Here is a 21,993-nt window from a genome sequence, read left to right as displayed (position 1 = left end):
ATCGCGGCGCCGGTCACGAATCCGCGGCGCGCCGGACCGTGCCGTCCGCGCCCAGCACCAGGTGCGCGGGGCCGTCGTCCCGGGCGGTGACCAGCACCTCCTGCACCCCGCGCAGCAGGACGACCTCGGTGTCCCGGCTGACCGGCACCGGGGGCACCTCCACCGTGATCCGGATGCCGGTCTCGGCGTGGAACCGGGTCAGCAGCCGGTCCAGCACCTCGGTCAGCTCGGCCTCCTCCAGGGCGGGGCTGCCGAAGGCGGCGACCAGCGCCCGGGACTCCGCCAGGTGGGCCCGGGCGACCCGTTCCAGCTCTCCGGCGGTGTCCCGGGCCGCCGGTGCGTCCCCGGCGGCCACCTGCGCCCGCGCCGCCTGGGCCAGCAGCACGATCGAGGTGAAGCCCTGGGCCAGGGTGTCGTGCACCCGCTCGGCCACCCGCTCCCGCTCGGCCAGCACCCCGGCCCGGTGCTGGGCGGCTGCGGAGGCGGACCGGGTGCGTTCGACCTCGTCGATCAGGTCGGCCAGCACCTCGTTCTGCTCGGCCACCCGGGTCACCCAGAAGCCCAGCGCCAGGGCGAAGCCGAGTCCGACCGCGTACTGGCCGGCCAGCTGGGCGATCTCGATGCCCTGCGGCCGGACCCGCCAGACATTCGCCACCGCCACCCCGGCGGTGAGCAGCACCGACAGCACCGTGCCGTTGCGCAGGCCGGTGGCGAAGTACCAGATCTGCGCGAAGCCGACGAACAGCAGGATCGACCCCAGCGAGTTGACCGCGGTGCAGACCGACACCACCACCAGCATCACCGCCAGGTAACCGGTGGTCAGCCGGTGGTCGCCGCGCAGGGCGCCGGGCCGGGCCAACGCCAGGTAGGCGACCAGCAGCACGGCGAGCAGGGCGGCGACCAGCACCCGGTCGCCGGTGGGGTGCTCGCCGGTCAGCATCGAGAGTCCGCTCAGCACGAACAGCACCGCGAACGCGGCGTCCCAGCCGGGCAGGGTGCGCCGCCAGAACGAGCGCCGCTCGCCGGAGCCGGTCATGGCCGGGGGAGCAGCCCGCGCTCCAGGGCCACCGTCACCGCCCGGGTCCGGTCGTCGACCCCGAGCTTGGCGAACACCCGCAGCAGGTGGGTCTTCACGGTCGCCTCGGAGATGAACAGCTCGGCACCGATCGCGGCGTTCGACAGGCCCCGCGACACCGCGGCCAACACCTCCAGCTCGCGCGGGGTGGGGCGCTCGGCGTCGCCGCCGCGCATCTGCTGCACCAGCCGGGAGGCCACCGACGGCGACAGGGCCGTCTCGCCCCGGGCCGCGCCGCGCACCCCGGCGACCAGCTGGTCCCGGGGAGTGTCCTTGAGCAGGTACCCGGTCGCCCCGGCCTCCACCGCGCGCAGGATGTCGGCATCGGTCTCGTAGGTGGTCAGCACCAGCACCCGGACCCCGGGCGCCTCGGCCACGATCCGGGCGGTGGCGGCGGCACCGTCCAGCACCGGCATCCGCAGGTCCATCAGCACCAGGTCCGGGCGGAGCTCGATCGCGGCGGCCACCGCGGCCGCGCCGTCCGGCACCTCCCCGACCACCTCGATGTCGCCCTCCACGGCGAGCATCCCGGCCAGCCCGGAACGCACCACCGGGTGGTCGTCGGCCAGCAGCACCCGGATCCGGTCCTCGGCGGTCATTCTGGTGTCCCTTCGCTGTGCGGCAGCGGGAGCTCGGCGAGCACCCGCACCCCCGGTCCGGCGTCCTGCACCCGCAGCGAGCCACCGGCGGCGGCGACCCGGCGGCGCATCCCGCGCAGCCCGACGCCGTCCGTGCTGCCGGCGGCCAACCCCCGGCCGTCGTCGGTCACCTCCAGCAGCACCCGGCCCGCCCCGGTGGACAGCCGCAGCCGCACCGAGCTGGCAGCGGCGTGCCGCCGGACGTTGTTCAGTGCCTCCTGGGCGGTGCGGAGCAGCACGACCTGGAGTTCGCGGTCGGCCGGCGGGGTGCCGTCGACCCGGAGCCGGACGGCCAGGCCGGTCTCCTGTTCCAGTCGCTCGGCCACCCGGCCCAGCGCGGTGGGCAGGTCCTCGGCCAGCAGTCCGGACGGCCCGAAGGCGGTGACCAGCGCCCGCGCCTCGGCGAGGTTCTCCCGGGCGACCGCCTCGATCTGGTCCAGCCGCTCGGTGGCCGGGGCGAGCCGGCCGTGCTCCACCTGCGCCTGGGCGGTCTGGGCCAGCATCACCACACTGGTGAAGCCCTGGGCCAGGGTGTCGTGGATCTCCTGCGCCACCCGGGCGCGCTCGGCCAGCACCCCCGCCGCGTGGTGTCCGGCTGCCAGCTCCTGCTCGGCGGCCCGCAACCGGCGCAGCAGGTCCGCGCGCTGCTCCCGGGACCGGGCGATCCGGGTCAGCCACAGGCCCATCACCAGGGAGAACAGCAGGCCCACCCCGAGCTGCCCGATCAGCACCGGCAGGTCGGTGGACCGCAGCTCCTGACCGATCGACAGGGTCACGCCCACCGCCACGGTCAACGCCGCCGACCAGCCGATCCCGGCCCGCAGCGATGCGCTCAGCAACCAGATCTGCGAGTAGCCGACGAACAGCAGCAGGGTGCCCAGCGAGCTGGTGCCGGAGGTGAAGGCGACCACCGCGACCAGCAGCACCAGGTACACCCGGACCCGGCGGCGGTCGCCGGTCAGCAGCCCGCGACGGCCGGTGAAGGGGTAGGCCAGCATCAGCAGCGCCACCGCGGCCAGGGACAGCGCCACCGCCCGGGGCGCGGTGTCCTCGGCGACCAGCATCGAGACCGCCGCCAGGCCGGTGAGCACGTAGAACGCCGCGTCCCAGCCCCGGGGCAACAGCACGCTGTCCTCCGGCACCCGGGGCTGGTCGGCGATCATCGTGCTCAGTGTGGCGGACTCAGCGATCGTCCCGGCGCTGCCAGCGGAACGTCCGCACGGCGAGCACCAGCCCGAGCACCAGCCACACCCCGAGCACCAGCGCGGTCCGGCCGTGCTCCCAGCCGCCGGCGGGCTCGATCGCCGCCGCGGAGTCCGGCAGGAACACCGACCGCATGCCCTGCGCCATCCACTTCAGCGGGAAGACCGCCGCCACCTCCTGCATCCAGCTCGGCAGCTGGTAGAAGGTGAAGAACACCCCGGAGATGAACTGCAGCACCAGCACCACCGGGGTGACCACGGCGCTCGCGGACTTGGCCGACCGCGGCAGCGAGGAGAAGCCCACCCCGCAGATCGCCCCGGTGGCGGTGCCCAGCGCGAACACCCAGGCCAGCGTCCCCCAGCGCTCGGGGCTGTCCGGCATCGGCACGTCGAACAGGAAGCGCGCCACCAGCAGCAGGAGCACCAACTGGATCAGCGCGGTGACCAGCACCTGCCCGATCTTGCCCAGGAAGAACGAGGTCGCCGGCAACGGGGTGCCGCGCAGCCGCTTCAACCCGCCCCGGTCCCGCTCGGCGGTGATGTCCAGCGCCAGGGACTGGAAGGAGGACAGCAGGATGCCGGTGGCGATCATCCCGGGCAGGAAGTACTGCGCGAACGGGATGTCGTCGCCGACCGTGGCGCCGTCCTGGCCGAAGACGGTGGCGAAGATCGCCAGCATGATCACTGGGTAGGCGAAGATGAAGATCACCGCGTCGCGCTCACGGAAGAAGCCGCGCACCTCGTAGCGGGTGCGGGCCCAGCCCAGGCGGATCGTGCCGGGCAGCGGGTGGGTGTCCAGGGTGCTCATCGCACGGCCTCCTTCGCCCGGGTGACCGTGGCGTCGTCACTGATCAGGGAGAGGTAGACGTCCTCCAGGGTCGGCCGGAGCACCTGCAGCCCGGGCACCTCGCCCAGCCGGAGCGCCAGCTCGGAGACCACCGCGGTGGGGGTGTCGGTCCGGACCTCGCGGTGCTCGCCGTCCTCGGTCCAGCGCACCACGGCGTCCCGGGCTCCCCGGCCGCCCAGGTCCGCCGGGGCGCCGGTGGCCACCACCCGGCCGGAGTTGACCACCACCACCCGGTCGGCGAGCTGTTCGGCCTCGTCCAGGTAGTGGGTGGTCAGCAGGATCCCGGTGCCGTCGTGGCGCAGCCCGGCGATCAGCTCCCAGAACGCCCGGCGGGCCTCCGGGTCGAAGCCGGTGGTCGGCTCGTCCAGGAACAGCAACTCCGGGCGGCCGACGATGCCGAGCGCCACGTCCAGTCGCCGTCGCTGGCCACCGGACAGGGCCCGGGCGCGGGCGCGGGCCTTCTCCCGCAGGCCGACCGCGTCGATCACCTGCTCGGGGTCGCGGGGGTCGGGGTAGAACCCGGCGAAGTGGTGCACCAGCTCGGTGACGGTGGCCTCGTCCAGGTCGTTGCTGGTCTGCAGCACCACCCCGATCCGGGCCCGCCAGTCCCGGCCGGCGGTCTGCGGGTCCTGGCCGAGCACGCTCACCTCACCGGCGTCCCGGTTCCGGTAGCCCTCCAGGATCTCGACCGTGGTGGTCTTGCCGGCGCCGTTCGGGCCGAGCACCGCCACGATCTCGCCCCGGGCCACCTCCAGGTCCAGGCCGTCGACGGCGTGCTTGTCGCCGTAGTGCTTGCGCAGTCCGCGGACGCGGACCGCCAGGTCGTCTGTGGTCATGTCACCAGCCTGGCGTGGTGGGGCCCATCGCCGGGACGACCGGAGGAGGGGATCTGCCGTCCACCGATCGGTGGACGGCAGGTCCCCTCCGTTGCCGGGCGGCCCTGCGATCAGGACCGGTGCTGCGCCCGGCGGCGGGTCCGCAGCAGTGCGGCGCCACCGAGGGTGAGGGCTGCCGCGGCGGCGAGGACGCCGAGCGTCGCCGCGCCGGTCACGGCCAGGCCGCCACCGTTCCCCGACGACCGGCTCGTGCCGCCGGTGCCGGGAACCGGGGTGACCGTGATCGCCGCGTCGTCCTCGGCTGTCACCGTGCCCTCGACCCCCTCCGGGGCGTCCGGCCACTGTGCGGTCACGTCCGCGGTGTTGACCCTCGACTCCTGCTCCACGGCGGTGCAGGTGAGCGTGACCGACTCACCGGGTGCGAGGGAGTCGATGCGGTACCCCGTGGCCAGGTCGCGGCACGCGGCGTCCGCACTCGGCTCGGCCCCGGCGGCCCCGGCCAGCCCGGGGTCGGAGACGACGACCTCCGACAGCGGGGCGTTTCCGGTGTTGGTCACCACCAGCCGCCATGCCACCCGGTCGCCGGCGGTGTAGGCACCGGTGAGCCGATCGGAGTCGTCGGCCTCGATGAAGGTGCCCGATCCCGGGGCGCTCTCGACCAGCTTCCGCAGACCGACCGCGGCGGGTGTGGCCACCGTGATGGCTGCCGAGTCCTCGGCGAAGGCCTCGGTCGCCGTGTCGGTGACCACCGCGACGTTGGTGTGCGGGACCGTCACCGGCGAGGAGCACTCCAGGGTCACCGACTCGTCCGGAGCCAGCCGGTCGAGGGTCACGCCGTCCTCGGTCAGCGCCCGGCAGGAGTCGGCCGACTCCGCGGTGGGCGTGAGGCCGGGGTCGGTCACGACCAGGGTGTCCAGATCGGTGTGACCGGTGTTGCGGACCACGATCCGCCAGTCGGCGGTGTCACCCCAGGTGTACTGGCCGGTCAGGCCATCGGAGGCGTCGGCCTCGATGAAGGTGTCCGACCCGGGCGCCGACCGCACGGACTTGGACACGGTGAACTGGGTGTCGACCAGACCGGCATCGACCTGGTGCTCCGTTCCCACGCCCACGGTCACCGGGGTGGTGCCGGTGGTCGCGACGTCCGAGTCGACCGAGCGGTCCGCCCCGGCTCCCTGCGCGGTGAACTCGAGCCCGGCCAGCGAGCCGAGCACCGACTCGTCGACGGACACGGTGTGTTCCCCGGCGCCGAGCCCGTCGACCCGGTAGCCGCCGGCGGCGTCCGTGCTGGTCCGGTGCGAGGCGCCGGAGGGGGTGGTGATCTCCACCGGGATGTCCGCGACCGGGAGCTCGTCGCCGTCCCGGACACCGTCCCGGTCCCGGTCCCACCACAGCCGTCCGGTGATGGTGGCGCCGACCACGGTGATCGGCTGCGCGGTCACCGGGCCGAGCACGTGGCCGGGGAAGTCCTCCAGGTAGGCGATGTCCGAGTTCACGAACACGTCACCCACGGCGGCGTCGTCGATGGCCGCGGTGAGGCGGATCCCGCCGGCGTAGGTGACCCGGAGGTCGTCGACGTCGGCGCGCACTGCCGTGATCCCGGTGACCTCCGAGGGGTCGGCGGGCAGCGTCGTCCAGGTGATCGAGTCCGACCACGGGTCGGCCAGCACGTCCTGCGGGTCGGCCGTGGTGTAGGACAGCGTCGTGCCCGCGGTGGCGTCGCCGATCAGCTCGACGTCCGTCAGGCGCAGCGTGCCCCCGAAGTCGTTGCCGCGACCGTCACCGTCGAAGGGCAGCACGTCGACCACGGCGGTGGCACCCACGCTGACCGAGCGGTAGTTGTACCAGCCCAGCTGCCACGCGACCTCACTGGTGCCGACCGGGATCTGGGTCGGGCCGTCCACGACCTTCTGGATCGTGGTGACGTCGGCCTGGCTGACCGTGGTGGTGACGGTGGCGGTGCGCTCCGCCTCCGGCTGGTCGTTGTCGTCCGCCGAGATGACGGCGGGCACGACGATGCTGCCGGATGCCGGAGCCTGGATCGACGAGGTCGCCGTGAATTCGATCGGCGGCAGTGCCGTGTCGGAGGAGGCGGTGGCGGCGCCGACGTAGGTGAAGGTCAGCACGAAGCCGGTCTGCAGATCGCCGGTCTGTTGCACGCTCCAGGCCGGGTCCACCGTGCTGGTGTCCACCGAGACCAGCGACGGCGGCAGCGTCGCGGTCACGGTGACCCCGGTGGCGGTCACCGGCGCCGAGGCGTTCTGGGGTGCGACCAGGGCGGGCGTCAGGGTGTAGCCGATCTCCTCGCTGCTGACGATCGACTCGTCACCCGGATCGAGGGCGGCATCCAGGTGTAGGACGCCGCCGGCGACCTGCAGGCTCCGGGTGACCGCCCCGATGCGCGTCGCGGACTGGTAGAAGACGGCGGTGTCCGACACAGTGGCGGCACGCCCGGTGTGCAGTTGCATCGGCACGCTGATGGCGAGCTGGCCCCGGGTCTGGTTCGCGCCCGGCATGTAGAGGCCGGACACCGAGACGCGGATCCCGGAGACCTGATCGGGACCGCCGGCTTCGTCGATCGTGGGATACCAGGTCGCGGCCGACGGGTTACTCGCGTTGCCGTTGTTGGTGTAGGCGACGTCGTACTCCCCCGGCGCCAAGGTGACATCGTTCGCGTTGCCCACGTACAGCGGCGCGCCCTCGACGATGCTCTGCTGCGCCGGGTCCCAGAAGTCGTAGAGCGTGGGATCGGTCATCCCGGCGCTGATTCCGGTCGCGTCCACGGCGGCCACGCCCCGCACCTGAGCCGCGACGTACGACCCGTCGGCCACGTCTTCCGTGCTGATGGCGGTCCAGGCGGCCGACACGGTCCGGGGCAGGACACCCCAGCTCGGCGCCGCCGTGGGGTCGGTCGGGCGGTAGAGATCCTTGGCGATGATGGCGCCGACGGCTGCCCCGAGGGTGCCCCGGACGATGCCCGCTGCCGAGTCGGTCACCGGCGGCAGCGCGGTGTTGTCCGGCTCGGTCGCCTGCACGGTGGCCTGGTTGGTCAAGGTGGCGGCGGTGTTGGCGACGGTCAGGTGGTCCACCTCGGACTCCGGGACCGCCAACCGGACGGTGAGGGTGATCGGCGTCGCGGGGAACGTGGCCGGGACGGCGGTGACGGTGATCCGTGCGGTCGTGCCGCCTGTGGACTGGACAGCCGCGGTCACGCCCGCCGAGGCACTGACGAGCTCGATGCCGGTGGTGAAGCCGGACGGGTCGACGGTCCAGGACTCCTCCACCGTGAACGGCACGGCGACCTCCGTCGCGATCACCCCGATCTCGGTCGCGCTGGGGGAGTCGATCGTCAGCTTGTACTCGACGTACCGCGCGGCCTCGCGACCGGAACCGAAGTCCATCGTGCCGCCCCCGTTCTGCACGGACGTGACCTTGTCGAGCCGGAGTGCCGGCTCGCCCGCGACGACGGTGGCCGCACCGGTGGCCTGCTGGGTGGAGAACTCATCGGTGGCCTCGAGTCGTGGTGTGTAGCTCGAGCCGGGCTCGACCGATCCACCGGGCACCGCCATCAGCGGCCCGAGCTGGATCGCGGCGGCGCCGCCGGTGGGTGTCGAGATCGTGGCCGTCAGGGTCCGCCCGTCGTCGGAGATCGTGTAGGACGACGAGTACAGCGCGGTCTGGGCGTCGAGCACCGCGAGCGAGTCCTCCTGCCAGGTCCAGCCCGCCGGCAGGGTCTGGGTGAACACGGCGTTCTCCAGGCCCGTGGTGGCGAACGACCACCGGTAGGCCACGGCGTCGTTGGTCGCGACGATCCCGTTGTGCTGGTCCTCATCGACCGCGTTGGGAACGGACGCGCCGTCGTACTCGGTCGTCACGGCGAGCTGCGAGACCGAACCCGAGGCGGCGGAGGCGGCGGACGGGAACACCAGGCCGAGGAGCGCGACCAGGGCGACGGTGAGGGTCAGGCCCAGGGCCCGTGAGGAATGACGCCGAGCGTCTCTCGATGGACGGTGCCGCACGATCTTCTCCTTGCACAGGGGGATGGTCCGCGCCGAGCGCGTGCTTCTGTGCGGGTAGCGTCGATCCGTCGCCGGCGGATTACTCAAGGACCTTCGGCCTCGGGCCGGCCGCCGGAACGCGGCCGGGAACGGGCGGCGACGGGTGGGCGCCGCGGGGCGCCGGGCCGGCTCAGGGCGCGGCGATGCGCGGCGGTCGGCGGTTACCTGGGGCAACGCGCGGGTGCGCGGACTCCCGGCGGGATCGACGGCCCGACCCGATCGGGCCGGCGTGCGCGGGGGGCGACACCCTCAGCTCTCCGAGGGTGGTGTCTGGATAATGGCGATTGCGTGAGTATGTCTGGGTGGCGGGGTGCGGGATTTCGCACAGAATGGGGCAGCGGCTGGGTGGCACTACCCAACGGTCGCGCGACTGAGCGCGCAGTCACCGCCCCGGAAAGCCGCCTCGTCACCGGTTCCGGTGCGGACCCGCCGCCCGCCGCTCGCCGGACGAGTGGGTCAGTCCGCCTCGGCCAGTAGTGCCTGGATCCGGCCGACGCCCTCGACCAGGTCGTCGTCGCCGAGTGCGTAGGACAGTCGCAGGTAGCCCGACGGGCCGAAGGCCTCGCCCGGCACCACGGCGACCTCGGCCTGGTCCAGGATCAGCGCGGCCAGCTCGGCGGACGTGGTCGGCGTGACGCCCCGGATGCTGCGGCCGAGCACCCCGGCCACCGACGGGTAGGCGTAGAACGCGCCCTGCGGCACCGGGATCCGGACCCCGTCGATCTCCGAGAGCATCTGCACCATGGTCCGGCGGCGCCGGTCGAAGGCGGTCCGCATCCGTTCCACCGCGGACAGGTCGCCGGTGACCGCCGCGAGCGCGGCCCGCTGGGAGACGTTCGCGACGTTGGACGACAGGTGCGACTGCAGGTTGGTCGCGGCCGTGATCACGTCGGTGGGGCCGATCATCCAGCCCACCCGCCAGCCGGTCATCGCATAGGTCTTGGCCACCCCGTTCAGCACCACCGTGGTGTCGGCCAGCTCGGGCACCGCCCGGACGATCGGGGTGGCGACCGCGCCGTCGTAGACCAGGTGCTCGTAGATCTCGTCCGTGATGACCCAGATGCCGTGCTCCAGTGCCCAGCGGCCGATCTGCTCGGTCTGTTCCGGGGTGTACACCGCGCCGGTCGGGTTGGACGGCGACACGAACAGCACGACCTTGGTCCGCGAGGTGCGGGCGGCCTCCAGCTGCTCCACCGTCACCCGGTAGTCCTGGTCCTCCCCGGCGAACACCTCGACCGGGACGCCGCCGGCCAGCCGGATCGCCTCCGGGTAGGTGGTCCAGTACGGCGCGGGCAGCAGCACCTCGTCGCCCGGGTCCAGCAGGGTGGCGAAGGTCTGGTAGACCGCCTGCTTGCCGCCGTTGGTGACCAGCACCTGGGCCGGCTCGACCGGGTAGCCGGAGTCGCGGAGCGTCTTGGCGGCGATCGCCTCGCGCAGCGCGGGCAGTCCGGCGGCGGGGGAGTAGCGGTGGTTGACCGGGTCGTGCGCTGCCCGGACCGCCGCCTCGACGATGTAGTCCGGGGTGGGGAAGTCCGGCTCGCCGGCGCCGAAGCCGATCACCGGGCGACCGGCCGCCTTCAGTGCCTTCGCCTTGGCATCCACCGCGAGCGTGGCGGACTCGGCGATGGCGCCGATCCGGGTGGAGACCCGGCGGGGCGCGGCGGACGAGGCGGAGCGGGAGGCGGCGTGCTCGGTCACGGGGTCATCCTCGCAGACCGCCGCCGGGGGTGTGGTTCGACCGGGCCGCATGCGTCGCGTACAGTAGGCGCTCGGTGGTTGACCTCCGCCATGATGAGCCGTGCCCAGCGCGGACCGTCGTGACCGGGAATGCCGCCGTAGGGCAGTGGCGCAATTGGTAGCGCACCGGTCTCCAAAACCGGCGGTTGCGAGTTCGAGTCTCGCCTGCCCTGCGCGTGTGGTCACGGCCAGCCGCTCCGTGCTCCACGGGACGGCGGCTTGCCGCTGACGACCGAGATCAGACGCCGCACCGGCGTCGTGGAGACGTAGGGGAACGAACCGTGAGCGAATCGGCACCGGTGGCGGCGTCCGGCGCGGACGAGCCGGCCCGGACCAAGGGGTCCAGCGGCAAGGCCGCCAAGCCCGAGAAGCGTCGTGGACTGTTCGCGCGGATCGCGCTGTTCATCCGCCAGGTCGTCGCCGAGCTCAAGAAGGTCGTCTGGCTGACCCGGTCCGACCTGATCACCTACACCATCGTCGTGCTGGTCTTCGTGGCCGTCGTGATGGCGTTCGTGACCGTGGTCGACCTGGGCATCGGCCAGTTGACCCGGTGGGCCTTCGGCGGCTGACGCCGCCGGCTCCACCCCCTCCTCAACCGCAGCAGAAAGCAGGTCAGTACGTGTCGCAGGAATCGCAGGAGCCCGAGGTGGGCGCCGCTGAGTCCGAGCTCGATGACGCCCTGACGTCGGTGGCCGCGACCGAGGACGAGGCCGGCCTGGAGGCCGCCGAGACCGTCGGTGACGAGGCCGCCGAGCCCGAGGTGCCGGCCGAGGACGCCGAGGAGACCGTCGAGGTCGACGCCGACGAGGACCCGGTCGAGGCGTTCAAGGCGCAGCTGCGCTCCCAGCTGGGCGACTGGTACGTGATCCACTCCTACGCCGGGTACGAGAACCGGGTGAAGGCGAACCTGGAGAACCGCACCCAGTCCCTCAACATGGAGGACTTCATCTACCAGGTGGAGGTCCCCATGGAGGAGGTCGTGGAGATCAAGAACGCGCAGCGCAAGGTCGTGCGCCGCGTGCGGATCCCCGGCTACGTCCTGGTGCGGATGGACCTGACCGACGAGTCCTGGGGCGCCGTCCGGCACACCCCGGGCGTGACCGGGTTCGTGGGGCACACCCACCAGCCGGTGCCGCTGACCCTGGACGAGGTCTTCTCCATGCTGGCCCCGACCATCGAGGAGAAGGCGCCCGCCGCCGCGTCCTCCGGCGGCCAGGCCCAGTCCGGCAAGTCCGCCTCCCCGATCGAGGTCGACTTCACCGTCGGCGAGTCGGTCACCGTCACCGACGGTGCCTTCGACACGCTGCCGGCCACGATCTCCGAGATCAACCCCGAGAACCAGAAGCTCAAGGTTCTCGTCTCCATCTTCGGCCGGGAGACCCCGGTCGAGCTGTCGTTCAGCCAGGTCGCCAAGATCTGACCCGCGCCCCGCGGGGCGCAGCGACGGCACTGCAACCGGGTCATCGCCCACGGCGTCGGCCCACGAACAAGGAAGGGGATGGCGCATGCCTCCCAAGAAGAAGGTCACCGGCCTCATCAAGCTCCAGATCAACGCCGGTGCCGCGACTCCGGCCCCGCCGATCGGCCCCGCGCTGGGTGCCGCCGGTGTGAACATCATGGAGTTCTGCAAGGCCTACAACGCGGCCACCGAGTCGCAGCGCGGCAACGTGATCCCGGTGGAGATCACGGTCTACGAGGACCGCTCCTTCACCTTCATCACCAAGACCCCGCCGGCCGCGGAGATGATCAAGAAGGCTGCCGGTGTGGCCAAGGGTTCCCCGACCCCGCACACCGTCAAGGTCGCCTCGATCACCGCCGACCAGGTCCGCGAGATCGCCACCACCAAGATGCCGGACCTGAACGCGAACGACATCGAGCAGGCGATGAAGATCGTCGCCGGTACCGCCCGCTCCATGGGCATCACCGTCAACGACTGATCACCCCCGTGCCCCCGGCGACCGCCGGGGGACCCCAGTGGCAGGGCCCTGTGCGGCCCGTCGACCACGACTGCTGAACAAGGAGAAGCAGATGCCCAAGCACAGCAAGGCCTACCGCGCCGCGCTCGAGAAGATCGAGCCGGGCGAGGTCTACAACCCGCTGCAGGCGATCCGCCTGGCCCAGGCCACCTCGACCACCAAGTACGACGCCACGGTCGAGGTCGCCATGCGCCTCGGGGTGGACCCGCGCAAGGCGGACCAGATGGTCCGTGGCACGGTCAACCTGCCGCACGGCACCGGCAAGACCGCCCGCGTGATCGTGTTCGCGAACGGTGAGCGTGCCGAGCAGGCCCGCGCCGCCGGTGCGGACGAGGTCGGCGGCGACGAGCTGATCGAGAAGGTCGCCGGCGGTTGGACCGACTTCGACTCCGCGGTCGCCACCCCGGACCTGATGGGCAAGGTCGGTCGTCTGGGCAAGGTGCTCGGTCCCCGTGGCCTGATGCCGAACCCGAAGACCGGCACCGTCACGATGGACGTGGCCAAGGCCGTCGCCGACATCAAGGGCGGCAAGATCGAGTTCCGCGTGGACAAGCACGCCAACCTGCACTTCATCATCGGCAAGACCTCGTTCTCCGATGTGCAGCTGGTGGAGAACTACGCCGCCGCGCTGGAGGAGATCCTGCGTCTGAAGCCGTCCGCGTCGAAGGGCCGCTACATCACCAAGGCGACCATCTCGACCACGAACGGCCCCGGCATCCTGGTCGACCAGTCCAAGACCCGGAACCTCACCTCCGAGGAGGACGCTGCCTGAGGTAGCGCCCACCACGAACGCACGGCCCCGGTCCCCCCATCGAGGGGGACCGGGGCCGTGCGTCATTCCGCAGGGTGCGCGTCCGGGTGCTCTCGGGCGTCAGGGGTGGACGGCTCCGGGCTGGTGCGCGAAGGTGGGAGACATGCTGGTCGCGTTCTCGGTATCCCCGCTCGGGGCAGGTGAATCCGTCACGGCGGCCGTCGCCGACGCGGTGCGGGTGGTCCGGGACTCCGGTCTGCCGCATCGGACGGATGCGATGTTCACCACGATCGAGGGTGAATGGGACGAGTGCATGGAGGTGGTCCGGCTCGCCACGGAGGCGGTCGGGCGCCATGCGGGGCGGGTCAGTCTGGTGCTCAAGGCCGACATCCGTCCCGGCCACACCGGTGAACTCACCGGCAAGGTGGCCAGGTTGGAGGCCGAGCTCACGCGCTAGCGCGTGGACAAGTCGTGCAGAAGACCTGTGTCCGGGCAGAACGGGCGCCGGAGGATGACAGAATCCCGGTGCGCGTCCCGGGCGGCGGGCGAGCGAGTGCGGGTGCGGCGGGCGATGATCCGCGCCCTGCCAGGACAGGGATGGAGCAACGGACGGATGGCGATCTTCGAGCTCGACGACGGCCACGGCACGCTCGTCCAGCCGATGCGGCCCAGTGCCGACTCCTTCGACCGGGACGCCGCCGCCCTGGTGGCGGAGAACGCCGGGGAGCTGATCGGCGAGCCGGTGCTGACCATCCGGGAGATCGGTGCCGGTGACGGTTCCCAGCTGCTCGCCCTGGATGCGGCCGCCCAGCCGGTGGTGGTGGAGGCGGTGCAGCTGCTGGACGCTTCGACCCTGCTGCGGGCGCTGCGGCACGCCGGCGGGGCGGCCCGGATGAGCCGCGCCGACATCGCCCGGCTGTACCGCGGCGGGCCGGAGGCCTTCGAGGCCGATCTGGCGGTGTTCCGGGACCGGGCGCCGATGGTGCGCGCCGAGCGTGCCGGGCGGGAGGGTGTCCGGCTGGTGCTGGTCTGCGGCGACATCGCCGAGGGCCTGCAGGAGGCGGTGGAGTACCTGACCGCCGGGACCCAGGTGGACGTGCTCCGGCTCGGGGTGACCGAGGGGCCGGGCGGGCGGCGGTACCTGGACGTCTCACCGCTGCGCCCCGGCTCCACCCGGCAGCGGCGACCGGTGGAGCCCGGCCCGGCGACCGGGTCGGTGCCCGCGGTGTCCCAGGCGCCCACGCCCTGGCCGCCCACCGGCGCGGCGCCGGCCGAACCCGAGGAGCAGACCGAGCCGGAGGAGCCGCAGGCCGAGCCGGAGGAGCCGCCGGTCGACGCCGTGGCCGAGCCCGAGCCCACGTTCTCCCCGGCTGCGATCCCGGTGGACCCGGTCCCGTTGACCCGGCGCAGCCGTCGTGGTGACGCTGCCGAGGTGCCCACCCCGCTGACCGGTCCCCGGCCGATCGCCGCGGACGCCACCACCGTGCTGCCGCCGGTCCGCGACGACTCCGCCCCGGTGCCCGGTGGCCCACTGCCGGAGCTGGCCGCACTGGCCGCTGCCGAGCGCAAGCCGCTGGACCTGGTCTGGGTGCGGGTGCGCCGGGGTCAGCGCCTGACCGCCACGCTGCGCACCGACGGCATGATCCAGCTCGCCGACGGCAGCCTGCACACCGATCCGGGCGACGCCGCCGTGGTGGCCGCCGACCTGGAGCGCCCGGCGGACGGCTGGCGGGTCTGGCGGTTCGGCGAGGACGGCCCGAGCCTGGGCGAGGCGGTCGGCATCCGCTGACCGGCCGGCGTCACTCCCAGCCGTAGGCGGCGCTCCACCGGGCGATCTCGGCGTAGAGCCGCGCTCGCACCGGTGCCGGGGACAGGGTCAGGTCGTGCAGACCACCCTCGATCCGCACCACGGTCAGCACCGGCCCCAGGTTCAGCGCCCGGCGGACCAGCGACTCCACGTCCAGCACCATGTCCGCGGCGCGCATGTCCTCGGTCCACCACGGGCTGAGCAGGCTGCGGGCCGAGGCGAGCATCAGCACCGGCACCGGGATGTCCAGCCCGCGGGCCACCCGGGAGTGCCCGGCCAGCACCGCCGCCAGCCAGCCGGCCCGGACCGGGAACGACGGGGTGGGCCGCCAGTCCTCCTGGTAGGTCCACTCGCCGCCATCGGCCTCGCGCACCGTCCGGGCATAGAAGCCAGCGTCGACATTCGGCAGCGGGGCCTTGGGCTGCAGCCGGGCCAGCCGGGCGATCGCCGGGAAGCTGATGTGCCGCACCACCGAGGAGCCCTGCAGCTCCAGCCACGGACTGTTCAGCACCAGGCCGTGCACCCGGCCGGGGTGGCGGTCCAGCCAGAGCGCGGCGGTCAGCCCGCCGGTGGAGTGACCCATCAGCATCACCCGGGCCGGGTCGCCGAGCTCTGCCTTGATCTCGGTGAGGGCGGCCTCGATGTCCTCGTCGTAGGCCGCCAGGTCGTCGATGTAGCCGGGGGTCTGGTGCGGGCGCAGGCTCCGGCCGTACTTGCGCAGGTCGAGGGCGTAGAACGCCGCACCCTGCCCGGTCCAGAACTCGGCCAGCCCGGTCTGGAAGAAGTAGTCGGACCAGCCGTGCAGGTAGAGCACCGCGCGGGACGGCCGCTGCGGTTCGGGGGTGGGCGGCGCGTGCCGGACCAGGGTGGCGACCACCGCGCCCTCGTCGTCGTCGGCCAGGTCCAGGGTGAGCGCACGGTAGTCGGGGCCCAGGATGTCCTGCTGCCACTGCCGGCCCACCGCGCCACCTACCCCTGGATCTCGAGCACCACCTTGCCGAACTGCTCACCGCGGGCCAAGCGTGCCAGCCCCTGGTCGGCCTGCGCGAGCGGGAAGGTGGAGTCGGTCACCGGGCGCACGCCGGTCCGGGCGCAGAACGCCAGCAGCGCCGCCAGGTCCTCCTTGCTGCCCATCGTGGCGCCGAGCACCTGGATCTCGGTGAAGAAGATCCGCTGCAGCTCCATCCGCTCCGGGTCGCCGGTGGTCGCCCCGGCCACCACGATCCGGCCGCCCGGGCGCACCGAGCGCACCGAGTGCGACCAGGTGGCGGCGCCGACGGTCTCGATCACCAGGTCCGCGCGGGCGGGCAGCCGGTCGCCCGGGGCCAGCACCCCGGCGGCGCCCAGGGTGAGCGCGCGATCCCGGCGGGCCTGGTCGCGGCTGGTCACCCAGACCTCCAGCCCCGCGGCGGCACCGAGCAGCAGGGCAGCGGTGGCGACCCCGCCGCCGGCACCCTGCACCAGCACCCGCTGGCCGGGCTTGGCGCTGCCGGTGGTGAACAGCATCCGGTACGCGGTCAACCACGCGGTGGGCAGGCAGGCGGCCTCGGCGAAGGAGAGCTCGGCCGGCTTGTCCACCAGGTTCCAGCTCGGCACCGACGTGCGTTCGGCCAGGGTGCCCGGGTAGCGCTCGGACAGCAGCGACCGGGGCTCGGCCGGGCCGACGCCGTGGCCGAGGCCGCCGCCGATCACCCCGTGCAGCACCACCTCGCGGCCGTCGGCGGTCACCCCGGCGCCGTCGGTGCCCAGCACCATCGGCAGTTGCTCGGCCCGCAGCCCCACACCGCGCAGCGACCACAGGTCGTGCTGGTTCAGGGCGGCGGCGCGCAGGTCGACCGTGGTCCAGTGCTCGCGCGGCTCGGGGTCGGGATGCTCCCCGACCGTGAGTCCGGCCAGCGGGTCGTCGGGGTGGAAGGAGGTGACCTGGGCAGCGAGCATGATCCGACCCTAGAACCGTCAGAGCACCGGCAGCATCCGACCGAGGTCCGGGACCGCGTCCGAGGTGAAGCGCGGCGCCAGGGCCGCGGCGAGCACGTCCACGTCGTAGGGCAGCCGCCCGGCCGCCAGCCGGACCCAGGTCAGCGGCTGCGCCACCTCCAGGTCCCAGCCGCCCCGGGCCACCACGATCCGCAGCAGCTCACCGGCCACCAGGTCCAGCGCGTCGCCGTCGATCGGGCCACCGGAGCCCACCCCGTCGCCCAGCCCGCCCTCCGGGCCCAGGCCACCGGGCACGCCGGGCAGCGGGCCGATCCCGTCGCCGAGCTCCGCCCGGCTGCCGGGGGCCGCGCCGCGCGACCGGGCCAGCGAGCGCTGCAGGTCGTCGGCGTGCACCACCAGCTCGGTGAGCCGGGAGGCGATCATGGTGGACAGCAGCACCGGCCCGCGGCGGGCCTGCACCACCACGTCCTGCGGGCCGAGTTCGCGGGCCCGGTCCAGGGCGGCACGGGCCCGCAGGTCCACCTGGGGCAGCGGGTCGGCGGCGATCTCCTCGGCCAGCTCGCGGGTGGTGCGGGCGATGTCGTCGGCCCGTCCGGCGTAGCTGCCCAGGTACTCGGCGAGGCTGAGTGGCACGGTGCCGGCCGGGGCGGGCTCGCACACTGCCAGCGCCTCCATCGCCCGGCCGAGGTGGGCGACCAGCTCGGCGACCGTCCAGCCGTCCAGGATGGAGTCCGCCGCGCCGCCACCGGCGTCCACGGCGGTGCCGACCCAGTCGCGCAGGGTGGTCCACTGCCGGTCGAGCAGGTCGGTGCGGGCGGCCAGGTCCTCGGGGCGCAGTGTCATGGAGCAAGAGTGGCAGCAGTCAGCCGGTGAGGTCGACGACCCCGGCCTCCAGGTGGTCGCGCACCCAGGGCCCGAGCTGGGCGTGCTCGATCAGGAAGCCGTCGTGGCCGTACGGGGTGTGCAGCGTGCGCAGCGGCGCGGCACCGGGCACCCCGGCCGCGATCCGGGCGGACTGGGCGGGCAGGAACAGCCGGTCCGAGTCCACCGCGACCACCAGGGTGCGGGCGGTGATCTGCCGCAGGGCGGTGTCCACCCCGCCACGGTCCCGGCCCAGGTCGTGGGTCATCATCGACCGGGTGAGTACCGCATAGGTGTTGGCGTCGAACCGCCGGGCCAGTTTGTCGCCGTGGTGGTCCAGGTAGGACTGCACCGCGAACCGGCCGCCGGACAGCGGCTGCTCGCCGCCCTGCGGGATCCTGCCGAACCGGGTGTCCAGCTCCTCGGCGCTGCGGTAGGTCTGGTGTGCGATCTGCCGGGCCAGGCCCAGTCCGGCGTGCGGGCCGTCGCCGTCCGCCGCGTCGTAGTAGTCGCCACCGCGGAACCGCGGGTCGGCGGTCAGGGCGGTGAGCTGGGTGTGGAAGGACGCGATCTGGTCGCCGGAGGTCTGGGCGCTGGTGGCGATCGCGGCCAGCGCCCGGACCCGCTCGGGTGCGGTCACCGCCCACTCCAGCGCCCGCTGGCCGCCCATCGACGCGCCGATCACCAGCGCCCAGGACCGCACGCCCAGGGCGTCGGCCAGCCGCAGTTCGGCCGCGACCTGGTCCCGTACGGTCAGCTGCGGGAACCGGCTGCCCCAGGGCCGGCCGTCCGGGTGCGGGCTGGCCGGCCCGGTGCTGCCCTGGCAGCCGCCGAGCACGTTCGGGGCGACCACGAACCAACGGTCGGTGTCGATGGCGGCGCCGGGCCCGACCAGCGTGGACCACCACCCGGGGGTGGGGTGGCCGGGCCCGGCGTCGCCGGTGACATGGGTGTCACCGGTGAGGGCGTGCAGCACCAGCACCGCATTCGAGCCGTCCGGGGCGAGGGTGCCCCAGGTCTCGTAGGCGAGCCGGACCGAGGGCAGCAGTCCGTCGCCCTCCAGGGCGAGTGGCCCCAGGTCGGCGAACTGCCGGCGGCCGACCGGGTCGCCCTCCCGCCAGGCCGAGGAGGCCCGGGGCGGCCGGTCCTCCTGCGCGGTCCGGGGCCGGCGGGTGTCGGTGCGGTGCTGCGGCACGGGTGCTCAGGCCCCCTTGGCGGCGCGGAAGCCGGCGTCCAGGTCGGCGAGGATGTCCTCGATCCCCTCCAGGCCGACCGCGAGCCGGACCAGGCCGGGGGTGACGCCGGACAGCGCCTGCTCCGCCGGGCTGAGCTGGCTGTGCGTGGTGGAGGCCGGGTGGATCACCAGCGAGCGGACGTCGCCGATGTTCGCCACGTTCGAGTGCAGCTCCAGTGCGGAGACGAAGGCCTGCCCCGCCTCGGCGCCACCGGCGATCTCGAAGGCCAGCACCGCGCCGGTGCCGCGCGGGGCGTACTTGCGGCCCAGCTCGTACTGCGGGTGGCTGGGCAGCCCGGCATAGGTCACCGACAGCACGTCGTCCCGGGCGTCCAGCCACTCGGCGACCTTCTGGGCGTTGGCCACGTGCCGCTCCACCCGCAGCGACAGCGTCTCCAGGCCCTGGGCGATCAGGAAGGCGTTGAACGGGCTGATCGCGGCGCCGAGGTCGCGCAGCAGCTGCACCCGGGCCCGCAGGATGTAGGACAGGTTCACCCCGAAGGCGCCGTCCTTGCCGAGGTCCCGGGCGAACACCAGGCCGTCGTAGGACGGGTCGGGCTGGTTGAACGACGGGTAGCGCTCGGGGTCGGCGCCGAAGTCGAAGGTCCCGCCGTCGACGATCACGCCGCCGATCGCGGTGCCGTGCCCGCCGAGGTACTTGGTCGCCGAGTGCACGACCACGTCGGCGCCGTGCTCCAGCGGCCGGATCAGGTACGGGGTGGCGACGGTGTTGTCGACGATCAGCGGGACCCCGGCCTCGTGCGCGATCCCGGCGACGGTCTCGATGTCGAGGATGTCCTGCTTGGGGTTCGGCACCGACTCGGCGTAGAACGCCTTGGTGTTCGGCCGGATCGCGTCCCGCCAGGCCTGCGGGTCCTGCGGGTCGGTGACGAAGGTGGTCTCGATCCCGAGCCGGGGCAGCGTGTAGTGCAGCAGGTTGTAGGTGCCGCCGTACAGGCTGGGGCTGGCGACGATGTGGCTGCCGGCCTCGGCGACGTTGAGGATCGCGTAGGTCTCGGCGGCCTGGCCGCTGGCGAGCAGTAGGGCGCCGACCCCGCCCTCCAGCGCGGCGATCCGGTTCTCCACCACCTCGACCGTGGGGTTGCCGATCCGGGTGTAGATCGGGCCCAGGTCCTTCAGGGCGAAGCGGTCGGCGGCGACCCCGGCGTCGGGGAAGACGTAGCTGGTGGTCTGGTAGATCGGCAGGGCGCGGGCGCCGGTGGCCGGATCGGGGGTCTGGCCGGCGTGGATCTGCTGGGTCTCGAAGGACCAGTTCTGGGACATCGTGGCTCCTGTGGGTGTGGGGCGGGGCTGCTGGTGGAGAGCGGGGCGCACGCCGCGTGCCAGGAGGGCGATGAGGGCTGGGGTCCGGTGGCCGGGTACCGACCGGCGCCGGGATCCGCGAGAGCCGGGAACCGGCCTGCGGGCACAGCCGAGCGTGCGCTGGTCAGCGACACATTCGGCAGGTCATGCCAGGACGATACGGTCCGCTTGTCGACATGTGGAACCGGTGTCTTGCGCACTGAGACGGCCGCACTCCATCGGGTGAACCGACGGGGACTCCTCCCGGTATGGGTGATTTGTGACGGGTGTGACCTCTGTGAAAACTGTGACAGGAGTTCACTTCTGTGGTGGAAGCGGGGTAGCGTCGGGTCCGATCTGTAGCGGGAACGAGAGGGACAGTGCTGTGACGCAACCGAATCACCGGCGGACCGGCCGCGCGGCCGCGGCCGTGATCACGGCGGCCCTGCTCGTCGTTCCCGGCAGCATGGCGATGGCCGACCCGGACGTCAGCGACGACGACGTCCGCCAGGCGCAGGCCGCGGTCGGCACCGCGGCGGATGCGGTGGCCGACATCGAGGTCCGGCTGGCCCAGCTGTCCGCCACCAGCGACCAGGCGCAGATCGCCGTGCAGGAGGCCGCCGAGGCCTACGCCCAGGCGCAGGCCGACCTGAGCGCCGCCCAGACCGCCGCCACCGACGCCCAGGCCAAGTACGAGTCCGCGCAGGAGGACCTGGAGTCCGCGCGCTCGACCCTGGTCGCGATCGCCCGTGAGGCCGCCCGCAACGGCGGTTCGATGGACGACCTGCAGGCGCTGCTGTCCGCGGAGGGCCTGGAGGACGTGGTCGCCCGCAACCAGGCGCTCGGCCTGGTGAGCACCAAGGCCGACCAGGCGGTGCAGGCCTACCGCGCCGCCGACCAGGTCGCCACCACCCTCAAGGAGGAGGCCGACGCCGCGCAGGCGGCCAAGGAGTCCGCCGCCACCGACGCCGAGGAGAAGCTGACCGCGGCCGAGACCGCGCAGAGCGACGCGGATGCCGCCGTCGCCAGTGCCGCCACCGAGCGCCAGTCGCTGATCCAGCAGCTCGCCGCCGCCCGCAACACCTCCGCCGAGGTCGAGCAGGAGCGGCAGGACCAGATCGACGCCGACCGCCGGGCCCAGACCGAGGCCGCGGCCCAGGCCGAGCGTGCCCAGGAGCCGGCCCCGCCGGCTGCGAGCACGCCGAACACCCCGTCGGCGCCCAGCACGCCGTCGACGCCGAGCCAGCCGTCGAACCCGAGCACCCCGTCGACCCCCACCCCGACCACTCCGCCGTCCAGCGGTGGCAGCACGGGCGGCAGCACGGGTGGCAACACCGGCGGCAGCTCCTCGGGCAGCACCTCCTCCGCGGAGACCGCGATCGCCTGGGCCAAGCAGCAGCTGGGCAAGCCCTACATCTGGGGCGGCACCGGCCCGACCGGCTACGACTGCTCCGGCCTGACCCAGGGTGCCTGGCGCGCCGCCGGGGTGAACCTGAACCGCACCTCGCGCGACCAGTACCGCCAGGTGCAAAAGGTCAGCTACGCCCAGATGCGCCCGGGTGACCTGATCTTCTACGGCAACAACCCGAACGATGCGGCCAGCATCTACCACGTGGCGATGTACATCGGGAACGGGCAGATGATCGAGGCGCCCAAGCCCGGCGACGTGGTGAAGATCGCCTCGGTGCGCTACACCAACTCGATGGCCTACGTCGGGCGTCCCTGACCCGC

The 21,993-nt window shown here is 73.1% G+C and carries 19 protein-coding genes and 1 tRNA gene; 8 read left to right on the top strand and 12 right to left on the bottom strand.

Annotated elements, in window-relative coordinates; all coding sequences use genetic code 11:
- Positions 1 to 13: 13 nt before the first annotated feature.
- The 7 genes from HGA03_RS02745 to HGA03_RS02715 all read right to left on the bottom strand — a co-directional run bounded on the left by HGA03_RS02745 (position 14) and on the right by HGA03_RS02715 (position 10,354).
- Positions 14 to 1,036: a sensor histidine kinase gene (locus tag HGA03_RS02745; RefSeq protein WP_168628653.1), complete on the bottom strand. Its 1,023-nt coding sequence runs from the start codon at positions 1,034 to 1,036 to the stop codon at positions 14 to 16.
- Complete coding sequence (locus tag HGA03_RS02740) at positions 1,033 to 1,674, bottom strand: response regulator (protein WP_168628652.1); 642 nt, start codon at positions 1,672 to 1,674, stop codon at positions 1,033 to 1,035. The genes HGA03_RS02745 and HGA03_RS02740 overlap by 4 nt, the downstream gene beginning before the upstream one ends.
- Positions 1,671 to 2,876, bottom strand: a complete 1,206-nt coding sequence (locus tag HGA03_RS02735) for a sensor histidine kinase (RefSeq protein ID WP_168628651.1) — start codon at positions 2,874 to 2,876, stop codon at positions 1,671 to 1,673. The genes HGA03_RS02740 and HGA03_RS02735 overlap by 4 nt, the downstream gene beginning before the upstream one ends.
- 19 nt (positions 2,877 to 2,895) lie before the next feature.
- Complete coding sequence (locus HGA03_RS02730; RefSeq protein ID WP_168628650.1) at positions 2,896 to 3,723, bottom strand: ABC transporter permease; 828 nt, start codon at positions 3,721 to 3,723, stop codon at positions 2,896 to 2,898.
- The gene (locus HGA03_RS02725; protein WP_168628649.1) at positions 3,720 to 4,598 is read right to left on the bottom strand and encodes an ABC transporter ATP-binding protein; all 879 of its coding nucleotides are present in this window, start codon (positions 4,596 to 4,598) and stop codon (positions 3,720 to 3,722) included. Before HGA03_RS02725 ends, HGA03_RS02730 begins: the two co-directional genes overlap by 4 nt.
- A gap of 110 nt (positions 4,599 to 4,708) precedes the next feature.
- Positions 4,709 to 8,617: an SdrD B-like domain-containing protein gene (locus HGA03_RS19535; RefSeq protein WP_168628648.1), complete on the bottom strand. Its 3,909-nt coding sequence runs from the start codon at positions 8,615 to 8,617 to the stop codon at positions 4,709 to 4,711.
- A 495-nt stretch (positions 8,618 to 9,112) separates the two neighbouring features.
- Positions 9,113 to 10,354, bottom strand: a complete 1,242-nt coding sequence (locus tag HGA03_RS02715) for a pyridoxal phosphate-dependent aminotransferase (RefSeq protein WP_239073572.1) — start codon at positions 10,352 to 10,354, stop codon at positions 9,113 to 9,115.
- 139 nt (positions 10,355 to 10,493) lie between these two features.
- On the opposite strand from HGA03_RS02715, the gene HGA03_RS02710 reads away from it, so the two are divergent.
- The 7 genes from HGA03_RS02710 to HGA03_RS02680 all read left to right on the top strand — a co-directional run bounded on the left by HGA03_RS02710 (position 10,494) and on the right by HGA03_RS02680 (position 14,909).
- A tRNA-Trp gene (locus HGA03_RS02710) sits at positions 10,494 to 10,566 on the top strand.
- A 108-nt stretch (positions 10,567 to 10,674) separates the two neighbouring features.
- Positions 10,675 to 10,962 carry a preprotein translocase subunit SecE gene (secE, locus tag HGA03_RS18655; protein WP_168628646.1) on the top strand — a complete coding sequence of 96 codons (288 nt, stop codon included), beginning with the start codon at positions 10,675 to 10,677 and terminating at the stop codon, positions 10,960 to 10,962.
- Positions 10,963 to 11,012: 50 nt separating this feature from the next.
- A complete protein-coding gene (gene nusG, locus HGA03_RS02700; protein WP_168628645.1) occupies positions 11,013 to 11,813 on the top strand; it encodes a transcription termination/antitermination protein NusG in 801 nt (266 codons plus the stop codon).
- 85 nt (positions 11,814 to 11,898) lie between these two features.
- Positions 11,899 to 12,330, top strand: coding sequence for a 50S ribosomal protein L11 (rplK, locus tag HGA03_RS02695; RefSeq protein ID WP_168628644.1), 432 nt, complete (start codon positions 11,899 to 11,901; stop codon positions 12,328 to 12,330).
- Positions 12,331 to 12,421: 91 nt separating this feature from the next.
- Positions 12,422 to 13,141 (top strand): 50S ribosomal protein L1, encoded by a 720-nt coding sequence (rplA, locus tag HGA03_RS02690; protein ID WP_168628643.1) that lies wholly within the window; start codon positions 12,422 to 12,424, stop codon positions 13,139 to 13,141.
- A 142-nt stretch (positions 13,142 to 13,283) separates the two neighbouring features.
- On the top strand, positions 13,284 to 13,577 hold the full coding sequence (locus HGA03_RS02685; RefSeq protein ID WP_168628642.1) for a thiamine-binding protein: 294 nt from the start codon (positions 13,284 to 13,286) through the stop codon (positions 13,575 to 13,577).
- Positions 13,578 to 13,733: 156 nt separating this feature from the next.
- Positions 13,734 to 14,909 (top strand): hypothetical protein, encoded by a 1,176-nt coding sequence (locus tag HGA03_RS02680; RefSeq protein ID WP_168628641.1) that lies wholly within the window; start codon positions 13,734 to 13,736, stop codon positions 14,907 to 14,909.
- 10 nt (positions 14,910 to 14,919) lie between these two features.
- Here HGA03_RS02680 and HGA03_RS02675 read toward each other — a convergent pair whose 3' ends face one another.
- The 5 genes from HGA03_RS02675 to HGA03_RS02655 are packed head-to-tail and all read right to left on the bottom strand — an operon-like array spanning position 14,920 to position 20,244.
- Entirely contained in the window at positions 14,920 to 15,888 is a 969-nt protein-coding gene (locus HGA03_RS02675; protein ID WP_168628640.1) for an alpha/beta hydrolase, read from the bottom strand.
- Positions 15,889 to 15,896: 8 nt separating this feature from the next.
- Positions 15,897 to 16,865: a zinc-binding dehydrogenase gene (locus HGA03_RS02670; RefSeq protein WP_168628639.1), complete on the bottom strand. Its 969-nt coding sequence runs from the start codon at positions 16,863 to 16,865 to the stop codon at positions 15,897 to 15,899.
- A gap of 18 nt (positions 16,866 to 16,883) precedes the next feature.
- Positions 16,884 to 17,708: a maleylpyruvate isomerase N-terminal domain-containing protein gene (locus HGA03_RS02665; RefSeq protein ID WP_168628638.1), complete on the bottom strand. Its 825-nt coding sequence runs from the start codon at positions 17,706 to 17,708 to the stop codon at positions 16,884 to 16,886.
- A gap of 19 nt (positions 17,709 to 17,727) precedes the next feature.
- On the bottom strand, positions 17,728 to 18,921 hold the full coding sequence (metX, locus tag HGA03_RS02660) for a homoserine O-acetyltransferase MetX (RefSeq protein WP_168628637.1): 1,194 nt from the start codon (positions 18,919 to 18,921) through the stop codon (positions 17,728 to 17,730).
- A gap of 6 nt (positions 18,922 to 18,927) precedes the next feature.
- Positions 18,928 to 20,244 (bottom strand): bifunctional o-acetylhomoserine/o-acetylserine sulfhydrylase, encoded by a 1,317-nt coding sequence (locus tag HGA03_RS02655; protein WP_168628636.1) that lies wholly within the window; start codon positions 20,242 to 20,244, stop codon positions 18,928 to 18,930.
- A gap of 403 nt (positions 20,245 to 20,647) precedes the next feature.
- Here HGA03_RS02655 and HGA03_RS02650 point away from each other — a divergent pair, with 403 nt between their 5' ends.
- Positions 20,648 to 21,988, top strand: coding sequence for a C40 family peptidase (locus tag HGA03_RS02650; protein ID WP_168628635.1), 1,341 nt, complete (start codon positions 20,648 to 20,650; stop codon positions 21,986 to 21,988).
- The last annotated feature ends 5 nt before the right edge of the window (positions 21,989 to 21,993 follow it).

Source organism: Cellulomonas denverensis, assembly GCF_012396125.1.
Classification (GTDB): Bacteria; Actinomycetota; Actinomycetes; order Actinomycetales; family Cellulomonadaceae; genus Cellulomonas; species Cellulomonas denverensis.
Note: the sequence above shows the minus strand (reverse complement) of the source record. Positions and strands in the feature narration are given on the sequence as shown.

Coding starts and splice junctions, on each gene's coding strand:
- HGA03_RS02745 (WP_168628653.1), bottom strand. CDS start 1,036: ATGACCGGCTCCGGCGAGCGGCGCTCGTTCTGGCGGCGCACCCTGCCC.
- HGA03_RS02740 (WP_168628652.1), bottom strand. CDS start 1,674: ATGACCGCCGAGGACCGGATCCGGGTGCTGCTGGCCGACGACCACCCG.
- HGA03_RS02735 (WP_168628651.1), bottom strand. CDS start 2,876: ATGATCGCCGACCAGCCCCGGGTGCCGGAGGACAGCGTGCTGTTGCCC.
- HGA03_RS02730 (WP_168628650.1), bottom strand. CDS start 3,723: ATGAGCACCCTGGACACCCACCCGCTGCCCGGCACGATCCGCCTGGGC.
- HGA03_RS02725 (WP_168628649.1), bottom strand. CDS start 4,598: ATGACCACAGACGACCTGGCGGTCCGCGTCCGCGGACTGCGCAAGCAC.
- rplK (WP_168628644.1), top strand. CDS start 11,899: ATGCCTCCCAAGAAGAAGGTCACCGGCCTCATCAAGCTCCAGATCAAC.
- rplA (WP_168628643.1), top strand. CDS start 12,422: ATGCCCAAGCACAGCAAGGCCTACCGCGCCGCGCTCGAGAAGATCGAG.
- HGA03_RS02685 (WP_168628642.1), top strand. CDS start 13,284: ATGCTGGTCGCGTTCTCGGTATCCCCGCTCGGGGCAGGTGAATCCGTC.
- HGA03_RS02680 (WP_168628641.1), top strand. CDS start 13,734: ATGGCGATCTTCGAGCTCGACGACGGCCACGGCACGCTCGTCCAGCCG.
- HGA03_RS02670 (WP_168628639.1), bottom strand. CDS start 16,865: ATGCTCGCTGCCCAGGTCACCTCCTTCCACCCCGACGACCCGCTGGCC.
- HGA03_RS02665 (WP_168628638.1), bottom strand. CDS start 17,708: ATGACACTGCGCCCCGAGGACCTGGCCGCCCGCACCGACCTGCTCGAC.
- HGA03_RS02655 (WP_168628636.1), bottom strand. CDS start 20,244: ATGTCCCAGAACTGGTCCTTCGAGACCCAGCAGATCCACGCCGGCCAG.